This is a genomic window from Kitasatospora sp. NPDC048239 (assembly GCF_043202015.1).
Classification (GTDB): domain Bacteria; phylum Actinomycetota; class Actinomycetes; order Streptomycetales; family Streptomycetaceae; genus Kitasatospora.
Genome location: NZ_JBICZP010000010.1, coordinates 70,426 through 96,818, shown reverse-complemented (window position 1 = coordinate 96,818; position 26,393 = coordinate 70,426). Strand labels below are relative to the sequence as shown.

The window sequence follows — 26,393 nt, the reverse complement described above, 5'->3', positions numbered from 1 at the left end:
CCGGGCGCGGCCTCTGCGATAGAGCGCCACTCTGCGTGGTCGCCGGCCGCAGTCCTGGTAGAACCCGGCCTGGTGGCACTTGGGCCACCAGGCGCTGGGGGCGGTATGTCGGGACCGGCAGTTGGGCTGTGGCTCTTCGAACCATGCGGGTTCGCGGACGCCCCGGCCGACGTGGCCATGCCCATCGGCTCTACAACGTGCCCCGGCTGTAGGTCACCACTCGGGCAGCGAGGTCGCGCGAAGTTCCAGGTGCCGGCCTGACGCGCTGCCAGGATGTCCGGCATGGCGATACGTGCACTCAGTTTCGGGGCGATGGCCCAGGCGTACGAACGGTTCCGCCCGGGGTATCCGGCCGAGCTCCTCGACCTGGTGCTGGCGTATGCGGGTCGGCCGGTGCGGACCGCCCTGGAGATCGGCGCCGGAACGGGCAAGGCGACGCGCCTGTTCGCCGGGCGCGGGGTCGCGGTCACCGCGACCGAGCCCGACGAGGCGATGCTCGCCGAGCTGCGCAAGCATGTGCCGGCCGGCGTCAGGACGGAGCGGGCAGCGTTCGAGGTGCTGCCCTTGGGCGAGCGGTACGGGCTGGTCTACGCGGCGGCGTCGCTGCACTGGACGAACCCGGTGGGCCGCTGGCCGCGGATGGCGGCGCTGCTGGCGCCCGGCGGTGTGTTCGCCTCGTTCGGCAGCCCGGTCCGGCTCGCCGACCCGGAACTGGCACAGGCCGTCCAGCAGGCCCGACTGCCCTTCCTGGACACCGACGAGATCGCGTCCCCTGACGGCACGCCGCCGGAGCAGGCCATGCAGTGGCCGGGCACCGAGCTCCAGCAGTCCGAGTGGTTCACCGACGTGCGGCAGGCGGAGATCGAACGGCCGCTCACGATGACCGCCCACGCGTACATGGGCCACCTGTCGACCGTCTCGGCCTACCTGATCCTGTCGGCCGCAGACCGGGAGCAGGTGTTCCACCGGATCCGGGAGGTGCTTCCCGCCACGGTCGGGCTGAACGCCGACCTGACCGTGCACCTCGCCCGCCGTCGGCCGGAGAAGTAGCACGGCCGCGGCCTGCGGCGGCATCGGGCTTGGGGGTCAGGCGGGTTGGGGGATTCGGATCGGCATCAGCAGGGAGAAGGTGCCGTCCCGGCCGGGGGTGCGGATGGCGAGCGGGGCGATGGGGCCGCCGAGTTCGAGCACGAGCTGCTCGGGGGCTCCGGCCCGGAGCGCGTCCAGCAGGAATTCGCGGTTGACGGCCACCCGGAGGCCGTCGTCGGTCGGGGCGCCCTCGTCGGCCGGGGCGACGGTGAGGTGGCCGCCCTGGTCGACGGTGAGCACGGTGACCTCACAGACGGCGCCGTGCGGACCGGAGGGCAGGCTGCGGGTGGCCCCGGACTCGACGGCACGGCGCAGCTCGGCGGCGGACAGACCGATCCGGTGGCCCGGGTCGAGGCGGACCAGCGGACGGTAGTCGGGGTAGTCGTGGTCCAGGGTGGCGCCCTCGATCCGATGGCCGCCGGTCTCGGCCCGGACCAGGCCGGTGCCGAGGGTCAGCTCCGCCTCCTCGGCGCCCGCGCCGAGCAGGGCGCGGATGCCGTCGGCCAGCGCCGTCGGGACGATCACGCTCGCCGTACCGGGATCGAACGCGGCACCGGGGACGGGCAGTTCGGCCGTTGCCAGCCGGTAGCGGTCGGTGGCGACCAGGCGCAGCACCCCGCCGTCCAGGTCGAACAGCACACCGGCCAGGACCGGCATCCCCGGATCGTGGCCGACGGCGAAGCGGACGGCGTCCAGGGCGGCGGCCAGCTCCTCTGCGGCGACGGTGACGCGGTGTTCGGTGGGGGTGGTGGTCACGGGGTTCTCCCTCTGGTCGATCAGCACTCGGATCAGGGAGAGCTCACGGCGGGCGTCGGCGAGGCCGTCCTCCAGTCGGCGCAGATGCGCGGCGACCACCTGGTGGGCGGCCCCGGAGCCCGGGGCGGCACCGAGCACGGCCCGGATGTCGGCGAGCGGCAGGCCCACCCGCCGCAGCCGGCAGAGCAGCCGGGCGTCGGCGAGTTGCCTGGGCCCGTACCATCGGTAGCCGCTCTGCGGGTCGACCCAGGCGGGGGTGAGCACGTCGGCGCCGTCGTAGAAGCGCAGCGCGCTGACGCCGAGGCCGCTGTCGCGGGCCAGTTCGCCGATGCTGCGCAGGTCGCTCTCCATACCGGGGACTCTCGGGTCTCGACCAGGTCGAGGGTCAAGCCCGGCCGGGGGCATCGCCCGTCCCGGCGAGGGGGGTGAGCGTGGCCTGGACGTGGGCCTTCGCCCGGCCGCCGGGCATCCGGGAGCCGACGACGCTGCCGCCGCCGTCGCCGAAGACGAGCGTGCGGCGGGGCTGTCCGAAGGCGGCGAGGTCCGGTCCGGCGGGGGTGTCCGTCACCCGGGCGACGCTACCGCACCGGGATCCGGGGACCGCCCGGCCGGACCGGCCGAAGGCGCGGCCGGCCCCACCCGGCGCGCCCGTGCGGCCTCAGGCCCGGAAGTGCTCGTAGGCCGGGGCCAGCAGGTCGGCGAGGTCGCTGCCGCGCACGGTGATCCCGGACGGGCCGAGGCGTCGCAGTGAAGGCTCCTCCGGGTCGTGCGGCCCGGCGGCCCCCAGGGTGAAGTCGCCGCGCCAGTAGTCGGCGACCGTCACCGTCTCGGCCGCGGCGTCGTCGCCCGGCTCCGCCTGCTCGGACTGCTCCGGCTGCTCGGTCAAAGCTCCTCCTCCTCGGCCACCGCGTCCCGGGAGAGGGTGACCAGTTCGTGCAGCGCCTCGGCGGAGAGCCCGGTCAGCCACTGCTCCCCCTCCCCCACCACCGCCTCGGCCAACGCGCGTTTGCCCGCCAGCAGTTCGTCGATCCGCTCCTCGATCGTGCCGACGCAGACCAGCCGGCGGACCTGGACGTCCCGGCGCTGCCCGATCCGGAACGCCCGGTCGGTGGCCTGCTCCTCCACCGCGGGGTTCCACCAACGGTCGAGGTGCACCACCTGGTTGGCGGCGGTGAGGTTGAGGCCGGTACCGCCCGCGCGCAGCGAGAGCAGGAACACCCGCGGCCCGTCCGGGGACTGGAAGCGGTCCACGAGCTCCTGGCGGCGCGCCCTGGGCACCCTGCCGTGCAGGTGGAGCACCTCCTCCCCGAGTCGGCGGGCCAGATGCGGCTGGAGCATCGCGCCGAACTCCGCGTACTGGGTGAAGACCAGCGTCCGGTCACCGTCGGCGAGGGCCTGCGCGAGGATCTCCTCCAGTCGGGCCACCTTGCCCGATCGATCACCCAACGCCGAACCGTCGTGCAGCAGTTGGGCCGGGTGGTTGCAGGCCTGCTTGAGCTTGCCGATGGCCGCCAGCACGGTGCCGCGCCGCTGCACGCCCTTGATGCCCTGCACCCGCTGCAACAGGTCGGCCACCACGGCCTGGTAGAGGCCGGCCTGTTCCGCGGTGAGGTTGCACCAGACGGTCATCTCCTGCTTGGCGGGCAGCTCGACCGCCACCGCCGGATCGGACTTGAGCCGCCGCAGCACGAACGGGCCGGTGCGGCGCTGGAGTTCGGCGGTGAGTTCGGGGTTGCGGTGCAGTTCGACCGGGATCGCGTAGCGCTCCTTGAAGCGCTCGGCCGAGCCGAAGAGGCCGGGGTTGGCGAAGTCCAGGACGGCGTGCAGCTCGGCCAGCCGGTTCTCCACCGGGGTGCCGGTCAGGGCGATCCGGTGCACGGTGACCGGCAGCGCGCGGATCGCCCGGGACTGCGCGGTGCCGAGGTTCTTGATGTGCTGCGCCTCGTCCGCGACCACGCGGCGCCAGCGGACCGCGCGCAGCGCCGCGAGGTCGCGCTGGACCAGGCCGTAGGTGGTGACGACCAGGTCCGCCCCCTCGGCGGCGGCGCGCAGTTCGTCCTCGGCGAGGCGGCCGGAGCCGTGGTGGACGTACAGCCGCAGGCCGGGGGCGAACCGCTCGGCCTCCCGCTGCCAGTTGCCGACCAGGGACATCGGGCAGACCAGCAGGGTCGGCCCGGCGGCCCCCTCGGCCTGTTCCACGGCGAGCAGGGCCAGGGTCTGGACGGTCTTGCCGAGGCCCATGTCGTCGGCCAGGACGGCGCCGAGGCGGAGTCCGGCGAGTCCGCGCAGCCAGGCCAGCCCGCGCTCCTGGTAAGGGCGGAGGGTGGCGCCGAAGTCGGCCGGGAGCACGGTCGCGGGGGCCGCGGCGGCGCGCCCGGCGAGCAGGTCGCCGAGCGGACCGGTCGCCCGGACCGCGGTGACCGGCAGACCCGCCACGGTGGCCTCGGGGTCGAGGGCGGTGCGCAGCAGACCGGCGGTGGACAGCACGCCGTCGCGGCGGTGGGCGAGAAAGGCGAGCGCGGCGGCGATCTGCGCGGGGTCGGCCTCGATCCACCTGCCGCGCACCCGGACCAGGCCCTGCTTGGCGGCGGCGAGGTCGGCGAGCTCCTGCTCGGTGAGCGGGTCGGCGTCGTCGCCGAGTGCGGCCTGCCAGCGGAAGGCGACCACCGCGTCCCGGTCCACCTGGGCGGCGACGGCGAGCGATCCGGGGGCGGGGGGCGCGGTGGCCTGCAGGGCGAGCCCGAGCCGGGGGCGGCGGCGCCACCAGGCGGGCAGCAGTACCCCGAAGCCGGACTCGGCCAGGACGGGGGCGGCGGTGCGCAGGAAGTCGAGTGCACCGGCCCGGTCGATGGTCAGCGCCGCCGGGCGGGCCCGGTGGCGCAGCCGGTCCAGGGCGGGCCAGCGGTGCGCGGCCCTGGACAGCTCGGACAGCAGGACGCCGGCCGGGTCCTCCGCCGTCCGGGCGAGGGCGGCCAGCGAGGAGCCGCCCTCGTGCAGGTCGGCGGCCCGGACCAGCAGGGAGGGCTCGTCGACGGCCTGGAGCAGGAGCTCGACCTGCCAGTGGTCGTCGGAGGGACGCCCTTCGGGGTCGTCCGGGCCGGGGCCGAGCGGCTCCAACAGCCGGAAGCAGAGCCGCAGTCGGGGCTCCGTGGGCTCGGCGGCGGCGTACCAGGTGGCGAGCCGGCGCTGCAGCTCGGCGAAGTCGTCCGCACCGTCGCCGGGGGCGCCGGAGCGGCCGGGCTCCGGGGCGGGGTCGGACATGGGGGCAGACGCGGGCTCCGGCGCGGGGGCGAGCCGGCCGTCCGGCGCGGACAGGGCTGCGAGCCAGCGTTCAGCGGCGCCCACGCGGGCACCGCCGGACGGGCGCAGCGGCGCCGGGGGCCCGTCGGCGAGGGCGGCCCGCGCCTCGGCGTCGACCAGGGCGGTCAGGACCGCCGCCAGCAGCTCCTCCGGATCGCGCCCGGACGCGCCGCCGACCGGCCACTCGCCCCGGCCGACCGGCGGGCAGCCCGCCGCCAGGGCGGCGGCCTCACGGCGCTCGGCCGGGCCCGGGTCCGGTTGCCAGCGGGCGTGCGGGGCGCCGTCCTCCAGCACCGCCACCGGCAGCACCCGGCCCCGGCCGACCGTCCGCCAGGCGAGGTCGTGCACGCCGGTGAGCCAGCGCAGCGAGGGGCCGTAGGTGACCTCGACCCGGCCGGCGCCGGGGAGTTCGGCGCTGGTGACGGCCCAGTGCGGGTCGAACACCTCCCCGAGCAGCTGGGCCGCCGCACCTGCGTCGAACAGCAGCGCAGGCACCCGCCACGGCTGCAGGGTGGCGGCCCCGCGCAGGGGCGTGACCGGCAGGTCGGGGGAGGGCGCGGGCCGCCCGCCGGCGGTGGGCAGCAGCAGGGTGGACCACCGCTCGGGGGCCTGCCCGGCCAGCCAGCCCAGGCCGGGGCCGATACCGCCCAGCAGGGTGGCCAGGTCACCGGCCGGGAGGGCGTAGCCGTGGGCCCGGGGGGCGGGCCGGTCGGCCGGCTCGTGCGCGGACTCGTAGGCCCGGGCGTCCTCGGCCCAGAGCGCCAGCCGCCCGTCCGCCCGCCAGAGCGCGTGCAGGACGAACATCGGCGGGCCTCCGGTGGTCACGCGGTACGGACCTTCGAAGGGTATCCGGCCACGGCGGGGCCGATGCGGACAGGAAGTCGCGCCACCCCCGGCCTGACCGAAGCGGGGAGCCCGCGGCCGGAGCCCCGCCGACGAGGGCCGTCAGGGTGGCTGCCGGGGTGTTCAGCGGACTCTCGGCACGCATGGTTGAACTTTGAACGAAACGGGTCTATGGTGGAGCCAACAAGTTGAAGCCTAAACAAACGGCTTCCGACCCGAGGAGGAGCCATGGGCATCTTCAACCGCACCAAGACCACCACCGCCGTCGCCGTCGCCGAGGCCCCCGCCGGGCCGGAGCTGGGCCACCTCACCGGTGACTGGACCATCGACACCACCCACAGCGAGGTCGGCTTCTCGGTGCGCCACGCGATGGTCACAAACGTCAAGGGCCGCTTCACCGAGTACGACGGCAAGCTGCACCTGAACGGGACGACGCCGGCCGACTCCAGCGCCGAGCTGGTCATCAAGGTCGCGAGCATCGACACCAACCAGGCCCAGCGCGACGAGCACCTGCGCACCGGCGACTTCTTCGCCGCCGAGACCCACCCCGAGATCCGCTTCCGCTCCACCTCCGCCGAGCGGCTGCGCGGCGACTCGTACCGGATGACCGGCGACCTGACCATCAAGGGCACCACCCGCCAGGTCGTCCTGGACCTGGACTACACCGGCAGCGCCACCGACGCGTACGGCGCCGAGCGGGTCGGCTTCGAGGGCTCGGCCGTCCTGGACCGCACCGACTGGGGCCTGACGTACAACGCCGCCCTGGAGACCGGCGGCGTCCTGATCGGCGAGAAGGTCAAGCTCAGCTTCGACATCTCCGCCGTCAAGGCCGCCTGACCCGGCCTCCGCCGCCGCACCGAGAACGCCTCGCCCCTGCCGACCCCCGAGCGGCAGGGGCGAGGTCGTCCCCGGCCACAACAACCGCCGGGGGCCCGGCAATCCCCGAATCCGCGGGAAAATCGTCAGACCGTCAGCAGCGCCGCGTCCGCGTCCGGCAGCCAGCTGCCCGCCGGGCGGCGCAGCCAGCCCTCGCCCGCGCCGAGCCCCGCCGCCGCCTCGGCCAGCGCCGTCAGCCCGGGGTGGCGCAGCTGCGGGCGGCACACCAGGCTGACCAGGCTGAGCGGCACCGGGTCGACCAGCGGCACGTTCACCACACCGGGGATCAGCGGTCCGCCGGTGGTGGTCAGCATCGGATCGCCGTGCCGGGTGAGGTAGCGGGCCGTCTCGTCGACCCCGACCGGCGGCACGTACGGCGCGGCCGGGGTCAGCCCGTGCTCGCGCAGCAGTCTGCCGCCCAGCTCGGCCCACTCGGTGGTGGCCGGATTGCCGGCGCAGACGTCCACCGGGTGGTCCGCCAGCTCCGCGAGGCGCAGCACCGCCCGGCCGGCGAGCGGGTGGCCGGCCGCCATCATCACCGAGATCCGCTCCAACCGCACCGGGGTCTGGTGGAGTTGGGCGCGCTGCCCGGCCGCCAGCCCGGCGAAGCGGCCGAACGAGACGTCCAGCCGGTGGGCCAGCAGCTCGCCGGCCGCCGCCGCGAGCCCGCCGTGGAACCGGGCCAGGATCTCGCCCTGCGGCCAGGCGGTGCGGGCCTGTTCGAGGATCCGGGCGGAGGTCAGGTCCGGTCCGGTGACGTCGCTGTTCAGGTCGAGCAGCAGCGGGCGTTGCGCGGCGTCCGTGACCAGTTCGTCGTGCAGGTCCAGCAGCCTGCGGGCCTTGGGCAGCAACCGCAGCCCGGCCGGGGTGAGTTCGACGCTGCGGGTGCTCCGGGCGAACAGCGCGTCGCCGAACAGGCCCTCCAGTGAGCGGATGTCCCGGCTGAGCGCCTGCTGGGCGATGTGCAGCCGCTCGGCGGCCCGGCCGAAGTGGAGGGTCTCGGCGGTCGCGACGAAGCCGCGCAGCAGACGGGGGTGCAGGTCACGGGACATGGCGGCAGATTAACAACATGATGTTGTGAGTGCGGCGAAACAGGTGTTGGACCGTCGACGGGCGGCTCCGCGACGCTGGGGACATCCACCCCCTTCTCCTTCGGAGTCCCATGCCCGTCTCGTACCGCCGGCTGTTCGCCCTGCCCGGCACCGCCGCCTTCACCCTCGCCGGGCTGCTCGGCCGCCTCCCGCTGTCGATGACCGGCGTCTCCCTGGTCGTGCTGATCAGCGAGCGGCGCGGCTCGTACGCGCTGGCGGGCACCGTCGCGGCGGCCGGGCTGGCCACCGGGGCGATCGGACTGCCGCTGGTCGGACGGCTGGTGGACCGGTACGGGCAGGCGCGGGTGACCGTACCGGCCGTCCTGTACAACGCCTTGCCGCTCACCGGGCTGCTGCTCTGCGTCCGGCTCGGCGCGCCGGACTGGACGCTGTACGCGTGCTGGGCGGCGTGCGCGGGCACGCCGAACCTCGGCGGCATGGCCCGGTCCCGCTGGGCGCACCTGTACCGGGCGGACCCGGCGGCCCGGCACCTGGCCAACTCCCTCGAACAGGCACTGGACGAGCTGTGCTTCATGGCCGGGCCGGTGCTGGCGCTGCTGCTCTGCACCACGGTGGCGCCGGAGGCCGGGCTGATCACGGCGGGCGTGCTCGGCACCGCGGGCGCGCTGCTGTTCGCCGCCCAGCGGCGGACCGAGCCGCCGCTCACCGCGGCCACCGCCAGGGAGCGGCACGGCTCGCCGCTGCGGGTGCCCGGGCTGCGGGTCATGCTGCTGACCTTCCTGGCCACCGGCGTGCTCTTCGGCTCGCTGGAGGTCACCACCCTCGCGTACGCCGACGCGCTCGGCCAGAAGCCGCTGGCGGGCGTGCTGCTGGGCCTGGTGGCGGGCGGCTCCTGTGTGGCGGGGCTGGTCTTCGGGCTGCTGCGGCCGCGCCGGGCGGCGGGTACCCGCTTCCTGCTGGGGGTCGCGGCGATGGCCGGACTGCTGCTCCTGCCGCTGGCGGCGGGACTGGGCGGTGCCGGTCTCGGCATGCTCGGGGCGGTGCTGTTCGTGGCCGGGTCGGGCACCGCGCCGACCATGGTCACCGGGATGACGCTGGTGCAGGAGCTGCTGCCGCAGCGGCAGCTGAACGAGGGGATGGCCGTCGCGGTGTCCGGCATCGTGGTCGGCATCTCGGCCGGCGCGGCGCTCGGCGGGACGGTCGCCGAGCACGCCGCCCCGGGCACCGGCTACTGGCTGCCGGCCGGCGCCGCCGCGCTCGCCCTGCTGATCGCCCTCGCCGGCCGCCGCCACCTGCGGGGACCGCGCGACCGCACCGCGGGCGGCACCGTGACCGGCACCGCGGCGGCAACGGGATCGGCGGGAACGGTCGGGACGCCGGAAAGCCGTGAGCGCACTGTCGGTGCCGCCCGCTAGCGTGCGGGCATGGAGACGGCGACCATCCGGTATCTGCGGGGCGATGCCACCGCGCCCCAGGGGAAGGGCGTGAAGGTGATCGCGCACGTCTGCAACGACCTCGGCGGCTGGGGCAAGGGGTTCGTCCTGGCCCTGTCGAAACGCTGGCCGGAACCGGAGGCGGCGTACCGACTCTGGCACCGGGAGCGTGCGGGGAACGACTTCCGACTGGGCGCCGTCCAGCTGGTGCAGGTCGAGCGGCTCACCTGGGTGGCGAACATGGTCGGCCAGCGCGGCATCCGGACCGGCCGTTCGACGGGCGCGCCCGTCCGGTACGAGGCGATCGACGCCGCCCTGGAGCGGCTTGGCGGGCAGGCGCTCTCGCTCGGCGCCTCCGTTCACCTGCCCCGGATCGGCTGCGGCCTGGCCGGCGGGCGCTGGGACCTGGTCGAGCCGCTGGTGACGGCGCGCCTGGTGGACCGGGGGGTGCCGGTGACGGTCTACGACACCGACTGACCCGCCATCACGCGAAGCGCCTCGGCCGGCCAGGTGTACTCGTACTCGGGCAGCACGTACCCGCCCGGGAAGACGCCCTGCTGCTCGGCGGTGCGGCGCCCGCCCTCGCGCTCGTAGAAGGCCACGGCGCGGGTGTTCCCGCACAGCACCTCCAGATAGAGGTCGGCCCCGGGGTGCTGCCGCGCGACGTGCCCGCCGGCCGCGGACAGCAGTGCGCGGCCGATGCCGCCACCGGTACGGCCCGGCCGGATGTGCAGGTTGTCGAGCAGGACGCGCCCGTCCGGCTGCGGGACGACGTACGCGAAGCCCACGGCGCTCCCGGCCTCCTCGGCGATCAGGAGTTCGGGGGTGTTGGCCGGCTCGCCGTAGTCGACGGAGAGCCGCAGCGCCCAGACCTCGTGCCGCTCGCCGGTGAGCCCGTCACCGAGTGCCGCCTCGGGGACGATCCCGGTGTAGGCCGTGCGCCAGCTGCGGGCGTGCAGCTCTGCGACGGCCGCGGCGTCCTGCGCGGTACCCCGACGAATGGTGGCGTTCATGTGACGAGCCTCCCACACCTCGGACTTGAACATGTTCAAGTCCTACCTCTAGAGTCACCCCATGCTTTTGAACGTGTTCGAAATAGTCGGGGGCGGGGCGGCGGTACCGGATGCGGAGGGGGCATCCGGTGCCGTTCGCACCGACACCGGTTGGAGCTGAGCGATCCGGCTAGGCTCGTGGCCGTGGACGATCTGGCAGCGACGAACGGAACGAACGGCATCGGCGGCACGGACAGCCCGGAGGGGGCGGACGGTACGCCGACGGCGGCACCGCCCGCCGAGCCGCGCGGCAGCCGCGCCCAGCCGAAGACCGACAAGAGCGAGCAGACCCGCGCGCTGATCCTGGAGACGGCCATGCGGCTGTTCCAGGAACGCGGCTACGAGAAGACGACCATGCGCGCCATCGCCGCCGAGGCGGGCGTCTCGGTCGGCAACGCCTACTACTACTTCTCGTCGAAGGAATTCCTCATCCAGGGGTTCTACGACCGGATGACCTACGAGCACGCCGCCGACGCCCGGCGCCGGATGGCCGGCACCAAGGACTTCACCGAGCGCCTGGAGATCGCGGTGGCCTCCTGGGTCGACTGCGCGGCGCCGTACCACGAGTTCGCCGCCCAGTTCTTCCGCACCGCGGCCGACCCGACCAGTTCGCTGAGCCCGTTCTCCAACGAGTCCCACCCGGCCCGGGCCACCGCGGTCGAGCTGTTCCGCGAGGTGCTGACAGGCTCCGACCTCGCCCCCAAACTGGACGCCGAACTGGCCGAGCTGCTGCCCGACCTGCTCTGGCTCAACCTGATGGTCGTCGTCCTCTACTGGGTCTTCGACCGCACCCCGGACACCGAGCGCACCCGCGAGTACATCCACCGCTCGACCCCGATGGTCGCCCGGGTCATCAACCTCTCCCGCTACCGGGTGTTCCGGCCGATCGTCCGCGACGCCAAGGGCCTCATCCAGGACTTCATCCTGCCCACCATCGGGAAGACCGCCGTCAAGTAGGAGGACCGCCGTCAAGAGGCGCGACGGCACCCGCCACCGTCCCGGTCGGGGCGGCGGCGGGTGCCGTCGGGGGCCTGCGCAGTAGGGCGCCGGTCAGAAGCTGTCCGGGTTCCAGGCGAGCAGCGGGGTGCGCAGCAGCAGGTCGGCGGCCGCGGCGGCGCCCGGGCGGAGCTCGGTGACCAGACCGGCGGCAGCCAGCCTGGGCGCGGTCTCGCCGCCCAGGTAGAGCGAGCCGAGGGCGGCGGCGTCCAGGGCGAGGTCGGCGTCGTCCGCGGTGCGGGTGACCCGGCCGGTGCCGTCGGCTGCGACCTCGATGGCCCAGCGGCCGGCGGCGTAGCCGTCGCGGTCCGCGACGTCGAGCACGATCCGGCCGGGGGCGCCGTACGTCCGGGCGGCGAAGGCCGCCTCGACGTCGAGGACCCGCAGCCACATGAAGTCGGCGTTCTCCACGTACGGGGTGGCCGCGCGCGGGTCTCCCAGCAGCAGCGGCAGCGGGTCGTCCGGGCCGATGTTCTCGATGACGACCTTGCGCACCCAGTCGACGGAGAGGACGAAGCGCCACAGCTCCGCGGCGGTGGCCCGGTCGAGGGCGAGGAAGTCGACGACGGTCAGGGTGCAGTTGGGGTAGCTGCCGTCCCAGGCGTCGTCCACCCGGTAGGCCGCGTAGCCGGTGACGTTGCCCTCGGCGTCCCGGTGGACGGCCGCGAACGGCTCCTTGAACTCGAAGCCGGGCACCTGGATCTCGCCGGTCTGGCGCTTCCACCAGACCTCGTCCCGGGCGATCGCGCCGGGCTGGGTGAGCCGCCAGCGGTCGTGCAGCTCGGGGCCCAGCTTGCGCATCTCCTCCATGGTGGCGAAGTCGACCCGCCCGCCGGGCACGGTGGGCAGGCCGGCGCGCAGGCCGCGGGCACGCTGCAGGTCGACGTCCCAGCCGTGGCCACGGGTGGCCGGGCCGAAGCCGAACCGGCCGTAGATGTTGTACTCGGCGGCGATCAGGATGGCGACCGGCAGGCCGCGCTCGCGGGCGGCCGCGAGGTCCCGGGTGATCATCCGGCTGAGCAGGCCGCGCCGCCGGTGGGTGGCGCTGACGGTGACGGAGGTGACGGCGTCCGCCTGGACGGTGGCCCCTCCGGGGACGGTCAGCTCGGTGTCGAAGCTGCGGTAGGTGGCGACGTGGCGGCCGCCGTCCAGCGCGGCGAGCAGGCGGCCGGGCTGCCACTGGAGCCGCCGGTAGTCGGCGGCGCTGTCCACGTGGGAGCGGAGGAACCCTAGGGCCAGCGCCCTGTCCCACGCGGCGATCTCGTCCTCGGCGATCGCGCGGATCTCGACCCCGCCGGCGGCCTCTTCCGGTCGGCCGCTCCCCGGATCACGGGTCGCGCCGTGTACATCGTTGCCCATCGGCCCACCGTACGACCGGGCCCCGGGGACGGCATCCCATTTATTCCGGCACCGCTGCCGGGCAGGATCACAGGCGGGCCCCGGGCTACGGGCGGGCGTAGAAGTCCGGGGTGCCCATGATCCAGAGGCTGGCCTGCTTGACGGGCATGCCGGGGCGGGGGGCCTCGATCATCTGGTCCTCGCCGATGTAGAGGCCGACGTGGTGGATGTCGGCGGCCCGGCCGGTGCCGGACCAGAAGACCAGGTCGCCGGGGCGGAGCTGGCGGTAGCCGATCGGGGTGCTCTGGGCGTACTGGTCGGCGGCGAAGTGGTTGAGCTGCCGGCCGGCCTGCCGCCAGGCCATCATGGTCAGCCCGGAGCAGTCGTAGCCGCCCGGGCCCTCGCCACCCCAGACGTAGGGCAGGCCGATCCTGGAGCGGGCGAAGGCGACGGCCGCGGCGGCGCCCTCCGCCGACCACGGGCGGGCGGCGGGCGGCGGCGCGGCCGCGCCCTTGGCCGGCTTCTCCGCGGCCACGGCGGCAGCGGCGGCGGTCGCCGCGGCCTCCGCGGCAGCCTTCTCGGCGGCCTCCGCAGCGGCCTTCTCCGCAGCCTCCCGCTCGGCGGCGGCCTTCTCCGCGGCGGCCCGCGCGGCCTCCTCCGCCTCCCTGGCCGCGATCGCCTCCAGGGCCTCCTGGCGCCGGCGCTCCAACTCGACGGTGGTGTTGCGGGCGGCGGCGAGGTCGACGAGCAGCTGTTCGCGGCGCCGGCCGACGGCGACGACCTGGGTCTGCTGGGCGGCGAGCCGCTGCTCGGCGCGCTGTCTGGCGGCGCCGACCTCGGTGGCGGCCCGCGCGGCGGTCTCGGAGGCCTGCCGGGCGGCGGCGGAGGCCCTGGTGGCGGCGGCGGCCGTGGAGGTGGCCGCGTCCAGGATCTGGCGGGTCCGGTCGCTGGCGACGCCGACCACGGCGGCCTGGTCGCCGGCCTCGCGCGGACCGTGTGCGCCGAGCAGGGCGTTGATGGCGGAGAGTTCGGCGGTGGTGCCCTGACGGTACGTTTCGGCGGCCAGTTGGGCGGCTCCCTCGGCGGCCTCGGCCCGCTCGGCCTCGGCCGCGGCGGCCCGGGTGGCGGCGGCGGACTCCTCGGTGCGGGCCCGGTCGAGCGCGAGCCGGGCGCCGTTGTACGCCTCGACGGCCTGCTCGGCGGCCCGGCCGTCCCGGTCGAGTTCCGCCCTGGCGGCGACGAGCCCGGCCTCGATGGCGGTGACCGCGGCGGCCCGCCGGTCGGCCTCGGTCCGGGAGCGGTCGATGTCCTCGGTCGAGGGATAGGCCTCGTCCGCGGCGCCCGGTCCACCCGGAGCCGGGGCGTCCACCGGGGAGGCCGGGAGGCCCGGGGACACCGGGGACACCGGGGAGGCGGCGGCGACGGGGAGCAGCCCGAGCAGGGCGGTGAGGGACAAGGCGAGGGACGACAGGAGGGTCGGCAGGATCCTGCGGGCCACGGGACACCCTTCTCATGCGCCCGGCACCGTACCGCCGTGGGGGCGGCCAGGCCTGACGATCCGGCGGAAACATCGCATCACGTGACAATTCAGTCACTCGCCGCAATGCTCTCAAGCCCGGCGCTTTTCACACACCAACCCCGCACCGCCGACCGAGTGATCCATCGGATGATCCGACTGCATCTCACCTTCGGCCAGGCGGAAAGGGTATACGAACTACCGGTGGATCCTGGGCGTGCGCGGCCGCAGCCGGGGGTGCCGGTCCGGTCGGCGCTCCAGGCCCGTCGGGCGCACCGCGTACGTACGGCTGCGGCCGGCCCGGACCGTCCGGCGGCGCTCCTGCGCCCCGTGCCGACGGCCCGGCTCGCGCCCGGCGGGTGCGTAGCCGGACGGTGTCCGGGCGTACCCGCCGGCGGTTGGCGCGCCGCCGGGCGAGGAGGCCGCCGAGCGGCGGTCGGCGAGCCTGGCCGAGCGCCGGGCCAGCGCCCGGGCGGCGTGCGCGTCGAGGTGGGCGCTGGCCCGGGCGGCCATCCGCTCGGCGACCCGGTGGGCGGCGGGGTGGTTGGCCGAGACCTTGTCGGGGGCGCCGGCGATCAGGTCGAAAAGCCAGGTACGGGCGATGTCCGCACGCCGGTGCAGGCGGCGCTCGCGCCGGAGCGCCCGGGCCCGGCGGCGCGGGCGGGTCGCGTACCGCCAGCGCGCCCAGGGGCTGTTCGGGCGGGCGAGCCGGATCGCACCGATCCAGGAGATGCCGGGGACCATGATCCCGAGCAGCCCGGTCCACAGCTTGCCCTTGAGCAGGGTGACGACCATGGCCAGCGCGTTCGCCGAGATCACCGAGACCAGCCCCCACCTGGTGTCCTGGCTGGGCTCCGCGCCGAGCGGCACGTACCCCACGAGCAGTAGCGCGGTGAACAGGATGCCGAAGATCACCGCGTCCACCGACTTGCGGCCCTGCTCGCCCCAGTAGACGTCGTCCAGGTGCAGGATCAGCGCGAACTCGTCCAGGACCAGGCCGCAGCCGATGCCGAAGAGCAGCCCGAACAGGTCGATCCACGGGTGCCCGCCGTAGGTCGCGAACACCCCGATGCCGCCCGCCAGCAGGAAGCCCAGGCCGAACACCATGTGGTGGATGTGCAGCCCGCCGGGGGTGACGTTGCCGGGCCACCAGCGCACCTTGGCCCTGATCATCCGCACGCTGAACCGGATGAACACGAAGGAGGTGATGAAGCCGACCAGCAGCAGGAACAGCGGTTGTTTGTGCGAGGCGAGGATGTGCTCGCGGTAGCCGTCCAGCAGTGTGGTCATGGGTCTTACCTTCGTTCCTGGTACTGCGTGCTGCCTGCCGCGACATGGACCGGGGGACAACAGCCGCCCAACCACCGGTCCGCGTGGCTCCGTGCCTGTTCCAACGCCCGGTCAGAAGCCCCGGGTGCGCTTGGCCGCCCGTCTGGGGACGGCCGGGGCGAGCAGCGGCCGTTCGCCGCCGCCACCGGGGAGCTTCATGAAGAGCCGGGCGACCTCGCCACCGAGGTTGACGCCGATCGCCAGCGCCATCGCGATCGCCGCCGCGCGGCTGATCTGGACCAGGCCGCCGCTGGCGTGGCCCTGGGCGAAGGAGAGCATCCCGAGGTAGAGCGCCGAACCCGGCATCAGCGGCCCGATCGCCGCCGTCACGTAGGGCAGCGCCGAGGCGTAGCGGTAACGGGCCATCAGCTGCCCGAAGAGGCCGACCAGGCCGGCCGCCACGCCGGTCGCGACGATCGGGGAGACGCCCGCGTTGTAGACCAGCACGCCGTAGCTGGACCAGCCGATGCCGCTGTTCAGGGTGACCATCGCGAGTGCGCGGCGGTCGGTCTGCAGCAGCATCGCGAAGGCGAGGGTCAGGACCAGCGCGGCGACCATCTGGACCGGCGGGTAGTTGACGCCGACCAGGCTCTCGTCCGGTCTGAGCCTGGCCTCGAAGCCGACGCCGAGGTAGAGGATCAGCATCACGCCGATCACGATGCCCGCGACCAGGTAGATCACTTCGAGCAGCCGGGCGGCGGCGGTGATGTAGAAGCCGGTCAGGCCGTCCTGGACGGCGGCCACCAGGGCGCGCCCGGGGAGCAGGGCGAACAGTCCACCGGTGATCACGACGGAGCCGCGCAGGCCCCAGTCGTTGAAGGACAGGATGATGCCGGAGGCCGCCGCGGGCATCGCGGCGAGCACGAACTGGTAGAACTCCGGCAGCCCGCGGCGGGCGATCGAGGACGCCAGCCGGTCGCCCAGGACGGCGGCGGTGAAGGCGCTGGCGAAGACCAGCCAGGCCTTGTCGTCCATCCGCCCGCCGACCAGGAAGGTCGCCGCACCGGCCAGCAGCCCGGTGTTCAGCGAGAGCACCCAGGCCGGGTAGGGGTGCCGGTTGCGGCGGATCGCGGCGAGGCGGCGGTACGCGTCGTTGACGGAGACCTGCTCCGCGGTGATGTCGGCGACCAGCTCGTAGACGGCGGTAAGGCGGGTGTAGTCGGAGGTGCGGCGGCGCACCACGCGGTCCGCGGTGATCGGCGGCTCGACCAGCGAGGGCTGGTGGGAGATGCCGATCAGGGTGAAGGTGACCTGCGGTTCGCAGCGGTCCAGCCGGTAGGCGTGCGCGATGCCGAGCATGGCCGCCTCGACGTCCTCGGCGGCCTCCCCGCTGGCGAGCAGCAGTTCGCCGATGCGCAGCGTCAGGTCGAGGATGCGCGGGACGTTGCGGGCGGCGGAGGCGGAGGGGTGCAGCTCGCGGGCGGTCCGCTCGAAGGCCGGGCGCTCGGACATCGGGGTGCGCAGCAGGGTGCGCATCCGGTCCGGCCAGGGGGCCTCGCCGGGGGCGCCGACCTGGAGGGTGGGGACGGCGATCCCGGTGGGCGGGGTGTAGCCGGCGGCGCGCCACTCCTCGGGGGTGAGGGTGTCCTCGGCGACCGAGCGCTGGCGGCGCGCGGGCGCCTCCGGGCCGGGCCCCGGCACCGGCTCGACGGGCTCGACGGGCTCGGGGAGCGTGGTGGACTCGGGGAGCGCGGTGGACTCGGGGGCCAGCAGGCCCCTGGTCGGTGGGACCGGCGGGACGAGCGGGATCACGGTGGCGGGTTCGGCGGACGGGGCCGGGTGCCCGAGCAGCCCCTCGGTGGGCGGCGCGTCGGAGGGGTGGACCGGCTGTGCCGGAGGTGTCTGCGGCCCGGTCCGGCGGGCCTGCCGAGCCGCTCTGCCGCCCCTGGCCCGCTTGCCCCCGCCCGGTCGGCCCCGCTTAGGCACTTCCGCTCCTCGCCGCCCCTTGGTGGCACCGGGTTTCCCGGGCCGCCGTTCGATCTCCGGTTACACCTTGCCTGATCGAACAGCCGGACGCACATGTACGCGGCGGCGGGCGGCCGCGCCCGTGGGTGCCTACCCGGCGCGGTGGCGCGCGGTGGAGGCGCCCGCCCGGCGGGCCCGGAGGAGTTCGACGGCCACCGGGATCACCGAGACCAGCACGATGCCGACCAGGATCGCCTCGATGTTGTCACGGACGACGGGGATCTGACCCAGGAAGTAGCCGAGCACGGTGACGCCGGCGCCCCAGAGCACCCCGCCGATGAGGTTGAAGAGGACAAAGGTCCGGTAGTTCATCCCGCTCACCCCTGCGACGATCGGGGTGAAGGTCCGCACGATCGGCACGAAGCGGGCCAGCACGATGGCCTTGGGGCCGTGCCGGTCGAAGAACGCGGCCGCCTTCTCCACGTTCTCCTGTTTGAACAGCCGGGAGTCGGGGCGGCGGAACAGGCCTGGGCCGACCTTGCGGCCGAAGAGGTAGCCGACCTGGTCCCCGGCCACGGCGGCGGCCACGATCAGTGCGCAGATCAGCCAGAGCGGCTGGTGGAGGTAGCTGCCGTCGGCCACCAGCAGGCCGGTGGTGAAGAGCAGCGAGTCCCCGGGGAGGAAGAAGCCGATCAACAGGCCGGACTCGGCGAAGACGATGGCCAGGATGCCGAGCGGCCCGAAGGTGGAGATCAGGTGGGTCGGATCGAGCCAGGACGGGCCGAGGGCGAGGCTGGTCACGGGGTGGACGCTCCTGAGGGGGGTCGACTCTTGGCAATGAAACAGTAAAGCATTCACCAAGAGGATCTAAAGCAGGAGACCGGAGCGACCCCGGCCGGCGGCGGGGACGCGGACAGCGGAGGGGCGGCAGCGCAGACCGGGGCAGGGTGCACCACGGCCCCGGCGGGGCCCGGGAGGCCGGCCCGCCGGGGCCGTGGACGGTGTGGAGCGAGGTGACCGGACCTCAGAGGCCGTAGCGCTCGATGATCCCCTCGTGCCGGGCGGTGTCCGCACCCGCGGCCCTGGCCAGGTCGAGCCAGGCGAGCGGGTGCGGCCAGGCCGCGGTGAGCCGGTGCAGCAGCGCGTCCGCCTCGGCGGCCTGCGCGGTCGGCGGTACGGCGAGGGCGGCGTAGATGCCGGGCAGCATGCCGTCCTTCTCCGCCGGGTCGGTGATGCTGTACTGCTCCCCGCTGTACGCCCACACCGCGTAGCCGGCCTGCTGCAGCTCCTCGCGCAGCACGCCCCAGGCCTGGTCGCCCGGCCAGCCGCCGTCGATCCAGTAGGTGGTGCAGCCGGCCGGGTCGAGCAGGGTCAGCAGCCCGAACACCGGACGCCAGCGCCGCTTCTCCTCCTCCGGGGCGTCCTCGGCCGGCGGCTCCTCCAGCAGGGCCGGGCCGAAGACCACCACGTCGCCGTGGTTGAGCGTCAGGTCGTCACCGAGCACCGGCAGGATCCGGGCGGTCGCCGGGCCGGTCCGGACGGCCGGCAGGTCCGCGGTGGCGCCGTTGGTCCGGGTGGCCCGGACGGTGACCAGCTGCCACTCCTCGTCCACCGGGCCCTCGGGCTCGTCGAACTCGATGCCGATCAGGGCGCCGGTGGAGCGGACGACGGCCCAGTCCCGGTTGGCGGTGGCCGCGGTGATCAGGTGCCAGAGGTCCGGCTCCCGGACGGTGCGGTGCCGCTCGTGCTCCGGGGTGCCCTCGGCGGGCAGCGCGTGCTCCAGGATCTCCTGGTACAGCCGCTGCACGGTCACGTGGTCGCCCAGCTCGGTCGCCGCGGTGGCGGCCAGCCGACGGGTGTTGATCCGGTCCGGGTGCGCGGCCAGGATCGCCTCGCACTGCTCCACCGCCTCGGCCCAGCGCCCCTCGGCGGCGGCCCAGCGCGCCCGCACCCAGTGCCCGTCGGCCGGGCTGGTCAGGGCGAGCCGGTCGGCGAGGCGGCGGACGCCCTCGTCGTCCTTCGCCTCGATCAGCATCGCGCCGAGCATCCCGGTCAGCTCCTCGCTCGCCGGATCGGTGTCGAGCCGCTCCCAGAGCAGGTCGGCGGCGGCCCGGGCGTGGCCGAGGCCGCCCAGCACCGCGGCCAGGCTGAGCGCCAGCCCGGTGGCGCCGGCGGGCTCGCCCCGGTACTGCTCCAGGGCGGCGGAGAGCAGGTCGGCGGCGCTCTCGTAGGGCGCGTCCGTCTCGGCGAGGTGGGCCGCCAGCTCGGCGGGGGGCACCGGCAGCGCGGGCACCGCGAGGGCCTCGGCGGCCGCCCGCAGCTCGGCGACCTGCTCGGCGACGCCCTCGGTGCGCCGCAGCCGGCCGAGCTTGCGCTCGCCGGTGGCGGCCAGGGTGAGCGCGACCGTCCGGGCGCCGCGGGCCAGGGCCAGCCGCCCGGCGGCCAGCAGCAGGTCGACGCAGGGGCGGTGCGAGCCGGTGGCGTCGAGGTAGCCGACCCAGCCGGCCAGGGCCGCCCCGAGCTCGGCGTCGTTCTCCCAGGCACCAGCGGCGACCAGCAGCTCGACCGTCTTCGTCCACCCCGCCCGCAGGTCCGCGTGGCGCTCGGCCTGCTCCAGCGGGGGCAGCAGGGCGAGGGCCTCCTCGGTGCGGCCCAGCGAGGCGAGCGCGCGGGCCCGCAGCAGGGCGCCCCAGCGCCGGTCGCTCTCGTCGATCTCGCGGTCCCGGGCGCGCTCGGCCTGCTCGGCGGTGTCGAGCAGGGCCAGCACCTCCTCGTGCCGGTCGAGCAGGTGGAGGGTGCCGGCCCGGGCGTGGTGGAAGTGCAGCGAGAGCCGCTCGCCGGCCGCCTGGATCCGGGCGGCGGCGGTGTCGAGGTGGCTGAGCGCCTCGGCCGGGCGGCCGTCGTCCTCCAGGGCGTCGGAGTACTCCCGGGAGAGGCAGTCGAAGCAGGCCCGGGCGGGCTCGATCCGCTCCAGCGTCTCGCTGAGCACGGCGATCCGCTCGGCCACGTAGCCGGGGCCGTCGACCCGGGCGTGGCAGATCGCGAAGTCCTGCACCACGCAGACGGACTGCGGGCAGCCCGCGGTCTCCTCGCGGTGCGCGAACTCCAGCAGGTCGACCGCCTCGGGCAGGGCCTGCTCGCCCTGGTGGCGCTTGTTCAGCAGGTTCTGCATCCGCCAGTGCCGCAGGTAGACCTCGACCCAGGGCAGGCCGAGTGCCCGGGCGGCGGCGACGGCCTCCGGGAAGACGGCGTCGAGCTGGTCGTTGCGCCCCTCGTTGGCGTGGCCGGGGAGCTCGTAGATGGCGTCGGCCAGCCGCCGGTGGCCGGCCTCGGCCAGCTGCTGGTGGGTGTCGTGCACCCAGGCCCAGATGTCGGTGCTCATACCGGTTCCGTCTCCCCCTGCGGGTTGTGCGTCGTGCTGATGGACAGTGTGATGCCGGCCTCCGACGGTCCGTCCGGCGGCCCGGCCTGCGGGGGCACGGTTCAGAACCCCCCGGTGCGCCCGTCGGAGCGCTCCTCGGGACCACCGGGACCGCCCAGGCCGTCCAGGCTGTCCGGGACGCCGGGCAGGCCCTCGGGAACGGCCGCGGTCAGCGCCGAGACCGCCGTGCCGATGCCGGCCAGGGCCGCCGTGAGGTCTCCGCCGGCCGAACCCGCCGAGGCCGCCGCCATGATCACCTTGAGCGAGCGGAGCAGCCCGGCGGCGGTGGCGCTGCCGGTGTGCCCGGCGCGGTAGGCGGTCAGCAGGTCCTGGACGGCGGGGCAGGCGAGGTTGAGGTACAGCCGGGCCTTCACCTCGCCGTCGGTGCGGGCGGTGAACGCCCGGGCCAGGCGCAGCGCGGCGGACGGGATCCGGGCGTCCGCCTGGTCGTCCTCGATCCGGGCCTTGAGCTCGGCCTCGCGGTCCGGCACCAGCACCAGCGGCAGGCCGGGCGGGTCGAACCGGGCCGGGACGAGCTGCTCGCCCGGTTCGGCGAGGGCGCCGGCCAGCCACCCGGCCTCCTCCGCGGGCAGCGGGCGCTCCGGGTCGCGGAACAGCTCGCGGTTGCCGCTCTCGCTGCCGAGTTCGACGATCCGGCAGTCGCGCAGCCCGGCGTAGCGGCGCAGGAACGGCAGGACGGCGTAGCGGTCGCCGCGGGCGATCGGCACCTGCATGGCCCGGTAGAGCATCTCCTCGAAGCCGCCGCCGCCGCCGAGCGCGACGTGCACCGCTCCCCCGCCGGCCGCCCGCAGCGCCCCGGCGGTCAGGTCGCCCTGGGAGGTGGGGACGGGGACGTCGTCGGCGAGCAGGGTGAAGAGCCGGTCGTCGCAGAGCGCGGCGCCGAGCAGGTCCTGGCCGTGCCGGGCGAGGATGCGGCGCCAGGCGGCGGGGTGCAGGCGGGCGGTCTCGTAGAGGCCGTCGACGATGGCGTCGGTGAGGGTCTGCTGGAGGGCCCGGTAGTGGTCGTCGCGCTGGAGGTCCTCGCGGCTGGCGGTGGGGGTGAGCCGGCTGGACTCGACCACGCCGCCGATGAACCCGGCCCAGCTGGGCAGCAGGTCGCGGCCGTCCTCGGAGAGCAGCATGCCGCGCAGGTAGACGGCGAGGTCGCGGTTGTCGCTGCTGCCGTAGGTGCCGCCGTCCTGGACCCAGAGCAGGCCGATCGCGTCGGTGCCGCCCTCGACCGGCTCGACCGGGAAGGCGGTGAGCGGTTCGAAGCGCCGGCCGAAGGCGGAGGCGAACCGCATCCGGGCCGCGTGCAGGTCCCCCGCGGTCTGCTGTCGCCAGGGCACCGGGACGGCGTTGACGGGCTGGTCGTCGTCGCCGACGTAGACCGGGATCGGCAGCAGCACGCAGTACCGGCCGAGCACCTCGCGCAGCGCGTGCTCGTCGGCGAGGTGGGCGTGTTCGGCTTTCAGCGACAGCTCGACCACGGTGCCGGGGACGGGCCGGGCGGGCACCGGTTCAACGCTGTACTGCTCGCCGCCGCGGCTGCGGTAGCGGTGGCCGAGGGCCGGCTCGCGGTGCGAGGTGGTGGTGACGACGACCTCGTCGGCGACCGAGAAGGCGGAGAGGAAGCCGAGCCCGAAGGCGCCGATCAGCTCCTGGTTGCCGGTGAGTTCGCGCAGCATCCGGGTGTAGCCGGTGCCGACGGTGGCCAGGTAGGAGTGGATCTCCGGCTCGGTCAGACCGGCGCCGGTGTCCTCGATGGCGACGGTGCGCCGGTCGGCGTCGCCGCGGACCCGGATCAGCGGCCGGTGGTCGCCGTCCGGATCCTCCAGCAGCCGCCGGGTGTGCGAGTCGTGGGCGTTCTGGACGAGTTCGCGCAGGGCGACCAGCGGGGTGGAGTAGAGGTGGGTGGCGAGGACGTTCACCAGTCCGCCGAGATCGACCTCGGTCGTACGCAGATCCTCGGCGGGCACGGGGTCGAGCGGGAGGCCTTCAGACATGGGTCCCCAGTGTGCCAGTGCGACTATCCTGCGACCATTTCTTTCTGACGACAGAGGACCGGTCAACACCGCGTTGACAGCTGGGCCTTGTCGAGGGGCCCGTTCGGCGGACCGAACAGGCCGCCGTACGAGGGAACTTGGGCACTATGGCGAAACCCGCGCCGGGGTGCGGCCGTTCTCCGGAAATGCCTTCTTGATGACACCATCGGGCGAATTGCCACCCATTCGGTGGAGTTCGCCCACGGTGCTGGTGAATGCTGGGCGTGCGACGTCAGGCAACGGCGCTTCGGGGCGGCCACTCCGGAGACGCCACTTTTCGCACTCCACCACCAGGGAGACCAGCGTGTCCCGTATTCGCGCAGCCGCCGCCGTCACCGCCCTCGGGGCGTTCCTCCTCGTCGGCGTCGGTGCCGCCACCGCGCACGCCGACAACGGCGCCGGCGCCGACCACCACTCCAACAGCAGCGTGGTGAGCAACACCGGCTCCAACAACATCATCGGCAACGTCACCGGCAACGTGGTCAACACCCAGCAGACCGCCACCGGCTCCGGTGCGTCCAACCAGAACAACGGCGTGGCCGTCGCCGGGAACTCCGGAAACGTCGGGGCCCTGCAGGGCAACGGCAACCTCGCGGCCAAGGTGTACTACCCGCACGTCCTCTACTAGGCCGCGCCCGCGCTCCCCACGGCGCAACCGTTCCAGGCCCGGGTGCCCGCCCCACCAGCGCGGGGCGGGCACCCGGCCGCGGCTATCCGTCCACTCCGAGGACGGCCCGGCCCAGGCGCTGCAAGCAGTCGCCGAGGTCCGGCCGCTCGCTGCCGGGCCGGTTCCGCACCCCGTCGTTGACCAGGGCAAACAGCGCGTGCACCCGGATCCGGGCCTCCGCGCCGTCGTACTCCGGGCGGACGGCGCAGAGCAGCCCGACCCAGGTCCGCAGGAAGTCCCGGCGGAAGTCGACCGCGGCCCGGCGGTCCGGCGGGGCCAGCCGCTCGGTCTCGCTGAGCATCGCGCCCAGGTAGTCGCTGTTGCGCCGGGCGAATCCGACGTACGCGGCCAGGCCCGCCGCCAGCGCCCGCTGCGGCCCGTCCGCGGTGGCGATGGCGCCCCCGACCTCGTGCCAGAGCCGCTCCCGGCTGCGGACCAGTGAGGCGGCCAGTAGTTGCGCCTTGCTGTCGAAGTGCCGGTACACGCTGGGCCCGGAGATGCCGACCGCGGCGCCGAGCCGGTCGGTGCTGACGTTGTCGAAGCCGCGCTCGTGGAACAGCCGGACGGCCGCCGCCAGCAGTTCCTCCCGGCGCGACTGCGGCCTCGGCTCCGCTGCGGACGGCACGGCCGGACCGGAATCGGGATCGGCCGCCGGGTCGGCCAGGGCGGTGTCGAGCGGCACCGCGAACACCGCCGCCACCAGCTCGCGCAGCAGCCGCTCGGCCCGGCGCGGCGGCGGCGCCGCCGACTGGTAGGACAGCCCCGAACAGACCGAGAGCGCCGACCAGCCCAGCAGTTCGGCGTCCGCGGCGGCCAGCGCGGGCCGCTCGGCGCGCAGCAGGGCGGCCAGCACCGCGACGTCCGCCCGCAGTTCACGGCGCAGCGCGGCCCGTCGGGCGGGCGGCAGCAGCCGGGCGTCCCGCTGCACCAGGGTGCCGAGCGGCCGGTGCCCGACCGCGACGGCGGCCAGCGCCGCGCCGGCCCCGGCGGTGTCCCCGGCCGCGCGCAGCCCCTCCCCGAGCGCGTCCAGCCCCACCCGGACGGCGCGGTCGAGCAGTTCGGGCTTGCCCCGGAAGTGCCGGTAGAGGGCCGGCGCGGTGATGCCGACCCCGGCGGCGACCTCGGTCATGGAGACCTGGTGGTAGCCGCTGCGGTGGAACCGGTCGGCGGCGACGGCGAGGATCTGCGCCCGCCGGGAGGACGCGGGCGGTCGCCGGACCACCATGACGCTCCTCCTCCACCCTTTGGTGCGATGCCGCCCGTAGGCTAGCAAGCATTCACTTGAGGGGCTCGGGGGCCGGGCCGGACACCGGCAGAGGCCGCGTGGAAACCCCGGTCGCAGCCGCCGTCGAAACCCGGGTGGCGACCCTGGACAGGCGAAGCTACCGGAGATTAACTTGTGGGGCGATCACCTGGCACCACCGAAGGGAGCGCCGTCGTGCGCCGCACCGTGTTCACCGAGGACCACGAGGCCTTCCGGGAGACCATCCGGGACTTCGTCGCACGCGAGGTCGTCCCCGTCTACGAGAGCTGGGAGGCCGAGGGCCACCCGCCGCGCGACTTCTACCGCAAGCTCGGCGAACTGGGCGTCTACGGCATCGAGGTGCCGGAGGAGTACGGCGGCGCGGGTGAGAGCGGCTTCAAGTACCAGGCGGTCATCGCCGAGGAGGTCGCCCGGGCGGGCGTCAGCTTCGGATCCTCCGGCGTCCACACCGGCCTGGTGCTGCCGTACCTGCTGGAGTACGCCGACGAGGAGCAGAAGCGGCGCTGGCTGCCGGGCTTCGTCTCCGGCGACATCATGACCGCCATCGCGATGACCGAGCCGGGCGCCGGCTCCGACCTGGCCGGCATCACCACCACCGCCCGGCTCTCCGAGGACGGCACCCACTACATCCTCAACGGCGCGAAGACCTTCATCACCGGCGGCGTGCTGGCCGACCTCGTCCTGGTGGTCTGCCGCACCGCGCCGTACGACCCGGAGAACCGCCGGGCGGGCCTGTCCATCCTCTGCGTGGACACCGCGTCCGAGGGCTACACGGTCGGCCGCAAGCTGCAGAAGATCGGCCTGCGCACCTCGGACACCGCCGAGCTGGCCTTCAGCGACGTCAAGGTGCCGGTGGAGAACCTGCTCGGCGAGGAGGGCAGGGCCTTCTCGTACCTGACCCACAACCTGGTTCAGGAGCGGCTGGCGATCGCGGTCGGCGCCTACGCGGCCTCCGCGGCGGCGGTGCGGTTCGCCGTCCAGTACGTCAAGGACCGCAAGGTCTTCGGCAAGGCGGTGGCGGAGTTCCAGAACACCAAGTTCACGCTGGCCGACTGCGAGGCCCAGGTGATGGCCCAGCAGTCGATGGTGGACCGCGCGCTGGAGCTGTACCAGCACGGCGAGCTGACGGTCGCGGACGCGGCGGCGGCGAAGCTGTTCTGCACCGAGTCCGCCTCGACGCTGATCGACAAGTGCCTTCAGCTGCACGGCGGTTACGGGTACATCCTGGAGTACCCGATCGCCCGGCTCTACACCGACAACCGGGTGTTCCGGATCTACGGCGGGACGAGCGAGGTCATGCGCAGCATCATCGCCAAGTCGCTCGGGCTCTAGAGTCCTTGATTCGTCGGCAGTAGCTGGCGAGGGCTTGGCCCGACCGGGTGACAGCCGGGCCCGGGATGACGGGGTCGCGGGGGGGGGCCCCCCCCCCCCCCCCCCCCCCCCCCCCCCCCCCCCCCCGCCCCCCCCCCGCCCCCCGGGGGGGGGGCCCCCGCCCCCCCCGGCGCCCGCCG

The 26,393-nt window shown here is 74.6% G+C and carries 21 protein-coding genes; 7 read left to right on the top strand and 14 right to left on the bottom strand.

Annotation, left to right across the window (positions count from 1 at the left end):
• The first annotated feature begins 282 nt into the window (after positions 1 to 282).
• A complete protein-coding gene (locus tag ACGFZP_RS25525; protein ID WP_392937172.1) occupies positions 283 to 1,050 on the top strand; it encodes a class I SAM-dependent methyltransferase in 768 nt (255 codons plus the stop codon).
• A gap of 36 nt (positions 1,051 to 1,086) precedes the next feature.
• Here the strand turns inward: ACGFZP_RS25525 and ACGFZP_RS25520 are convergent, their stop codons facing one another.
• From ACGFZP_RS25520 to ACGFZP_RS25505, 4 genes are all read right to left on the bottom strand, one after another.
• On the bottom strand, positions 1,087 to 2,196 hold the full coding sequence (locus tag ACGFZP_RS25520; protein ID WP_392937170.1) for a MerR family transcriptional regulator: 1,110 nt from the start codon (positions 2,194 to 2,196) through the stop codon (positions 1,087 to 1,089).
• Between the two features lie 34 nt (positions 2,197 to 2,230).
• Positions 2,231 to 2,413, bottom strand: a complete 183-nt coding sequence (locus tag ACGFZP_RS25515) for a hypothetical protein (RefSeq protein WP_392937167.1) — start codon at positions 2,411 to 2,413, stop codon at positions 2,231 to 2,233.
• Between the two features lie 90 nt (positions 2,414 to 2,503).
• Complete coding sequence (locus ACGFZP_RS25510) at positions 2,504 to 2,731, bottom strand: hypothetical protein (protein WP_392937166.1); 228 nt, start codon at positions 2,729 to 2,731, stop codon at positions 2,504 to 2,506.
• On the bottom strand, positions 2,728 to 5,970 hold the full coding sequence (locus ACGFZP_RS25505; protein ID WP_392937163.1) for an SNF2-related protein: 3,243 nt from the start codon (positions 5,968 to 5,970) through the stop codon (positions 2,728 to 2,730). The genes ACGFZP_RS25510 and ACGFZP_RS25505 overlap by 4 nt, the downstream gene beginning before the upstream one ends.
• A 246-nt stretch (positions 5,971 to 6,216) precedes the next feature.
• Here ACGFZP_RS25505 and ACGFZP_RS25500 point away from each other — a divergent pair, with 246 nt between their 5' ends.
• Positions 6,217 to 6,825 carry a YceI family protein gene (locus ACGFZP_RS25500; RefSeq protein WP_392937160.1) on the top strand — a complete coding sequence of 203 codons (609 nt, stop codon included), beginning with the start codon at positions 6,217 to 6,219 and terminating at the stop codon, positions 6,823 to 6,825.
• A gap of 125 nt (positions 6,826 to 6,950) precedes the next feature.
• Here ACGFZP_RS25500 and ACGFZP_RS25495 read toward each other — a convergent pair whose 3' ends face one another.
• A complete protein-coding gene (locus ACGFZP_RS25495; RefSeq protein WP_392937157.1) occupies positions 6,951 to 7,916 on the bottom strand; it encodes a LysR family transcriptional regulator in 966 nt (321 codons plus the stop codon).
• 110 nt (positions 7,917 to 8,026) lie between these two features.
• Here ACGFZP_RS25495 and ACGFZP_RS25490 point away from each other — a divergent pair, with 110 nt between their 5' ends.
• Both ACGFZP_RS25490 and ACGFZP_RS25485 read left to right on the top strand, forming a co-directional pair.
• On the top strand, positions 8,027 to 9,331 hold the full coding sequence (locus ACGFZP_RS25490) for an MFS transporter (protein ID WP_392937155.1): 1,305 nt from the start codon (positions 8,027 to 8,029) through the stop codon (positions 9,329 to 9,331).
• A gap of 9 nt (positions 9,332 to 9,340) precedes the next feature.
• Complete coding sequence (locus tag ACGFZP_RS25485) at positions 9,341 to 9,826, top strand: macro domain-containing protein (RefSeq protein ID WP_392937153.1); 486 nt, start codon at positions 9,341 to 9,343, stop codon at positions 9,824 to 9,826.
• On the opposite strand, the gene ACGFZP_RS25480 is transcribed toward ACGFZP_RS25485, so the two are convergent.
• On the bottom strand, positions 9,811 to 10,362 hold the full coding sequence (locus tag ACGFZP_RS25480; protein WP_392937150.1) for a GNAT family N-acetyltransferase: 552 nt from the start codon (positions 10,360 to 10,362) through the stop codon (positions 9,811 to 9,813). The two genes, ACGFZP_RS25485 and ACGFZP_RS25480, sit on opposite strands and share 16 nt — an antisense overlap.
• 192 nt (positions 10,363 to 10,554) lie before the next feature.
• Here ACGFZP_RS25480 and ACGFZP_RS25475 point away from each other — a divergent pair, with 192 nt between their 5' ends.
• Entirely contained in the window at positions 10,555 to 11,358 is an 804-nt protein-coding gene (locus ACGFZP_RS25475) for a TetR family transcriptional regulator (RefSeq protein ID WP_392937620.1), read from the top strand.
• Between the two features lie 93 nt (positions 11,359 to 11,451).
• Here the strand turns inward: ACGFZP_RS25475 and ACGFZP_RS25470 are convergent, their stop codons facing one another.
• From ACGFZP_RS25470 to ACGFZP_RS25440, 7 genes are all read right to left on the bottom strand, one after another.
• Positions 11,452 to 12,756 carry a GNAT family N-acetyltransferase gene (locus ACGFZP_RS25470; RefSeq protein WP_392937148.1) on the bottom strand — a complete coding sequence of 435 codons (1,305 nt, stop codon included), beginning with the start codon at positions 12,754 to 12,756 and terminating at the stop codon, positions 11,452 to 11,454.
• An 85-nt stretch (positions 12,757 to 12,841) separates the two neighbouring features.
• Entirely contained in the window at positions 12,842 to 14,233 is a 1,392-nt protein-coding gene (locus tag ACGFZP_RS25465; protein ID WP_392937145.1) for a C40 family peptidase, read from the bottom strand.
• Between the two features lie 216 nt (positions 14,234 to 14,449).
• Positions 14,450 to 15,541, bottom strand: a complete 1,092-nt coding sequence (locus ACGFZP_RS25460) for a hypothetical protein (RefSeq protein WP_392937142.1) — start codon at positions 15,539 to 15,541, stop codon at positions 14,450 to 14,452.
• Positions 15,542 to 15,652: 111 nt separating this feature from the next.
• Positions 15,653 to 17,506 carry a threonine/serine exporter ThrE family protein gene (locus ACGFZP_RS25455; protein ID WP_392937140.1) on the bottom strand — a complete coding sequence of 618 codons (1,854 nt, stop codon included), beginning with the start codon at positions 17,504 to 17,506 and terminating at the stop codon, positions 15,653 to 15,655.
• A gap of 129 nt (positions 17,507 to 17,635) precedes the next feature.
• A complete protein-coding gene (locus ACGFZP_RS25450; RefSeq protein ID WP_392937137.1) occupies positions 17,636 to 18,286 on the bottom strand; it encodes a DedA family protein in 651 nt (216 codons plus the stop codon).
• A 223-nt stretch (positions 18,287 to 18,509) separates the two neighbouring features.
• On the bottom strand, positions 18,510 to 20,867 hold the full coding sequence (locus ACGFZP_RS25445; protein WP_392937135.1) for a hypothetical protein: 2,358 nt from the start codon (positions 20,865 to 20,867) through the stop codon (positions 18,510 to 18,512).
• 101 nt (positions 20,868 to 20,968) lie between these two features.
• A complete protein-coding gene (locus ACGFZP_RS25440; RefSeq protein ID WP_392937132.1) occupies positions 20,969 to 22,912 on the bottom strand; it encodes an ATP-binding protein in 1,944 nt (647 codons plus the stop codon).
• A 343-nt stretch (positions 22,913 to 23,255) separates the two neighbouring features.
• Here ACGFZP_RS25440 and ACGFZP_RS25435 point away from each other — a divergent pair, with 343 nt between their 5' ends.
• On the top strand, positions 23,256 to 23,579 hold the full coding sequence (locus tag ACGFZP_RS25435) for a hypothetical protein (protein WP_392937129.1): 324 nt from the start codon (positions 23,256 to 23,258) through the stop codon (positions 23,577 to 23,579).
• An 82-nt stretch (positions 23,580 to 23,661) separates the two neighbouring features.
• On the opposite strand, the gene ACGFZP_RS25430 is transcribed toward ACGFZP_RS25435, so the two are convergent.
• Entirely contained in the window at positions 23,662 to 24,843 is a 1,182-nt protein-coding gene (locus ACGFZP_RS25430; RefSeq protein ID WP_392937126.1) for a TetR/AcrR family transcriptional regulator, read from the bottom strand.
• A 213-nt stretch (positions 24,844 to 25,056) separates the two neighbouring features.
• Here ACGFZP_RS25430 and ACGFZP_RS25425 point away from each other — a divergent pair, with 213 nt between their 5' ends.
• Positions 25,057 to 26,214, top strand: a complete 1,158-nt coding sequence (locus ACGFZP_RS25425) for an acyl-CoA dehydrogenase family protein (RefSeq protein WP_392937123.1) — start codon at positions 25,057 to 25,059, stop codon at positions 26,212 to 26,214.
• Positions 26,215 to 26,393 lie beyond the last annotated feature (179 nt).

What these genes read in the sequence shown, in the direction of transcription:
- ACGFZP_RS25480 (WP_392937150.1), bottom strand. Translation starts at nt 10,362, where the DNA reads ATGAACGCCACCATTCGTCGGGGTACCGCGCAGGACGCCGCGGCCGTC.
- ACGFZP_RS25445 (WP_392937135.1), bottom strand. Translation starts at nt 20,867, where the DNA reads ATGAGCACCGACATCTGGGCCTGGGTGCACGACACCCACCAGCAGCTG.
- ACGFZP_RS25485 (WP_392937153.1), top strand. Translation starts at nt 9,341, where the DNA reads ATGGAGACGGCGACCATCCGGTATCTGCGGGGCGATGCCACCGCGCCC.
- ACGFZP_RS25525 (WP_392937172.1), top strand. Translation starts at nt 283, where the DNA reads ATGGCGATACGTGCACTCAGTTTCGGGGCGATGGCCCAGGCGTACGAA.
- ACGFZP_RS25520 (WP_392937170.1), bottom strand. Translation starts at nt 2,196, where the DNA reads ATGGAGAGCGACCTGCGCAGCATCGGCGAACTGGCCCGCGACAGCGGC.
- ACGFZP_RS25490 (WP_392937155.1), top strand. Translation starts at nt 8,027, where the DNA reads ATGCCCGTCTCGTACCGCCGGCTGTTCGCCCTGCCCGGCACCGCCGCC.
- ACGFZP_RS25460 (WP_392937142.1), bottom strand. Translation starts at nt 15,541, where the DNA reads ATGACCACACTGCTGGACGGCTACCGCGAGCACATCCTCGCCTCGCAC.
- ACGFZP_RS25495 (WP_392937157.1), bottom strand. Translation starts at nt 7,916, where the DNA reads ATGTCCCGTGACCTGCACCCCCGTCTGCTGCGCGGCTTCGTCGCGACC.
- ACGFZP_RS25440 (WP_392937132.1), bottom strand. Translation starts at nt 22,912, where the DNA reads ATGTCTGAAGGCCTCCCGCTCGACCCCGTGCCCGCCGAGGATCTGCGT.
- ACGFZP_RS25500 (WP_392937160.1), top strand. Translation starts at nt 6,217, where the DNA reads ATGGGCATCTTCAACCGCACCAAGACCACCACCGCCGTCGCCGTCGCC.
- ACGFZP_RS25470 (WP_392937148.1), bottom strand. Translation starts at nt 12,756, where the DNA reads ATGGGCAACGATGTACACGGCGCGACCCGTGATCCGGGGAGCGGCCGA.
- ACGFZP_RS25430 (WP_392937126.1), bottom strand. Translation starts at nt 24,843, where the DNA reads ATGGTGGTCCGGCGACCGCCCGCGTCCTCCCGGCGGGCGCAGATCCTC.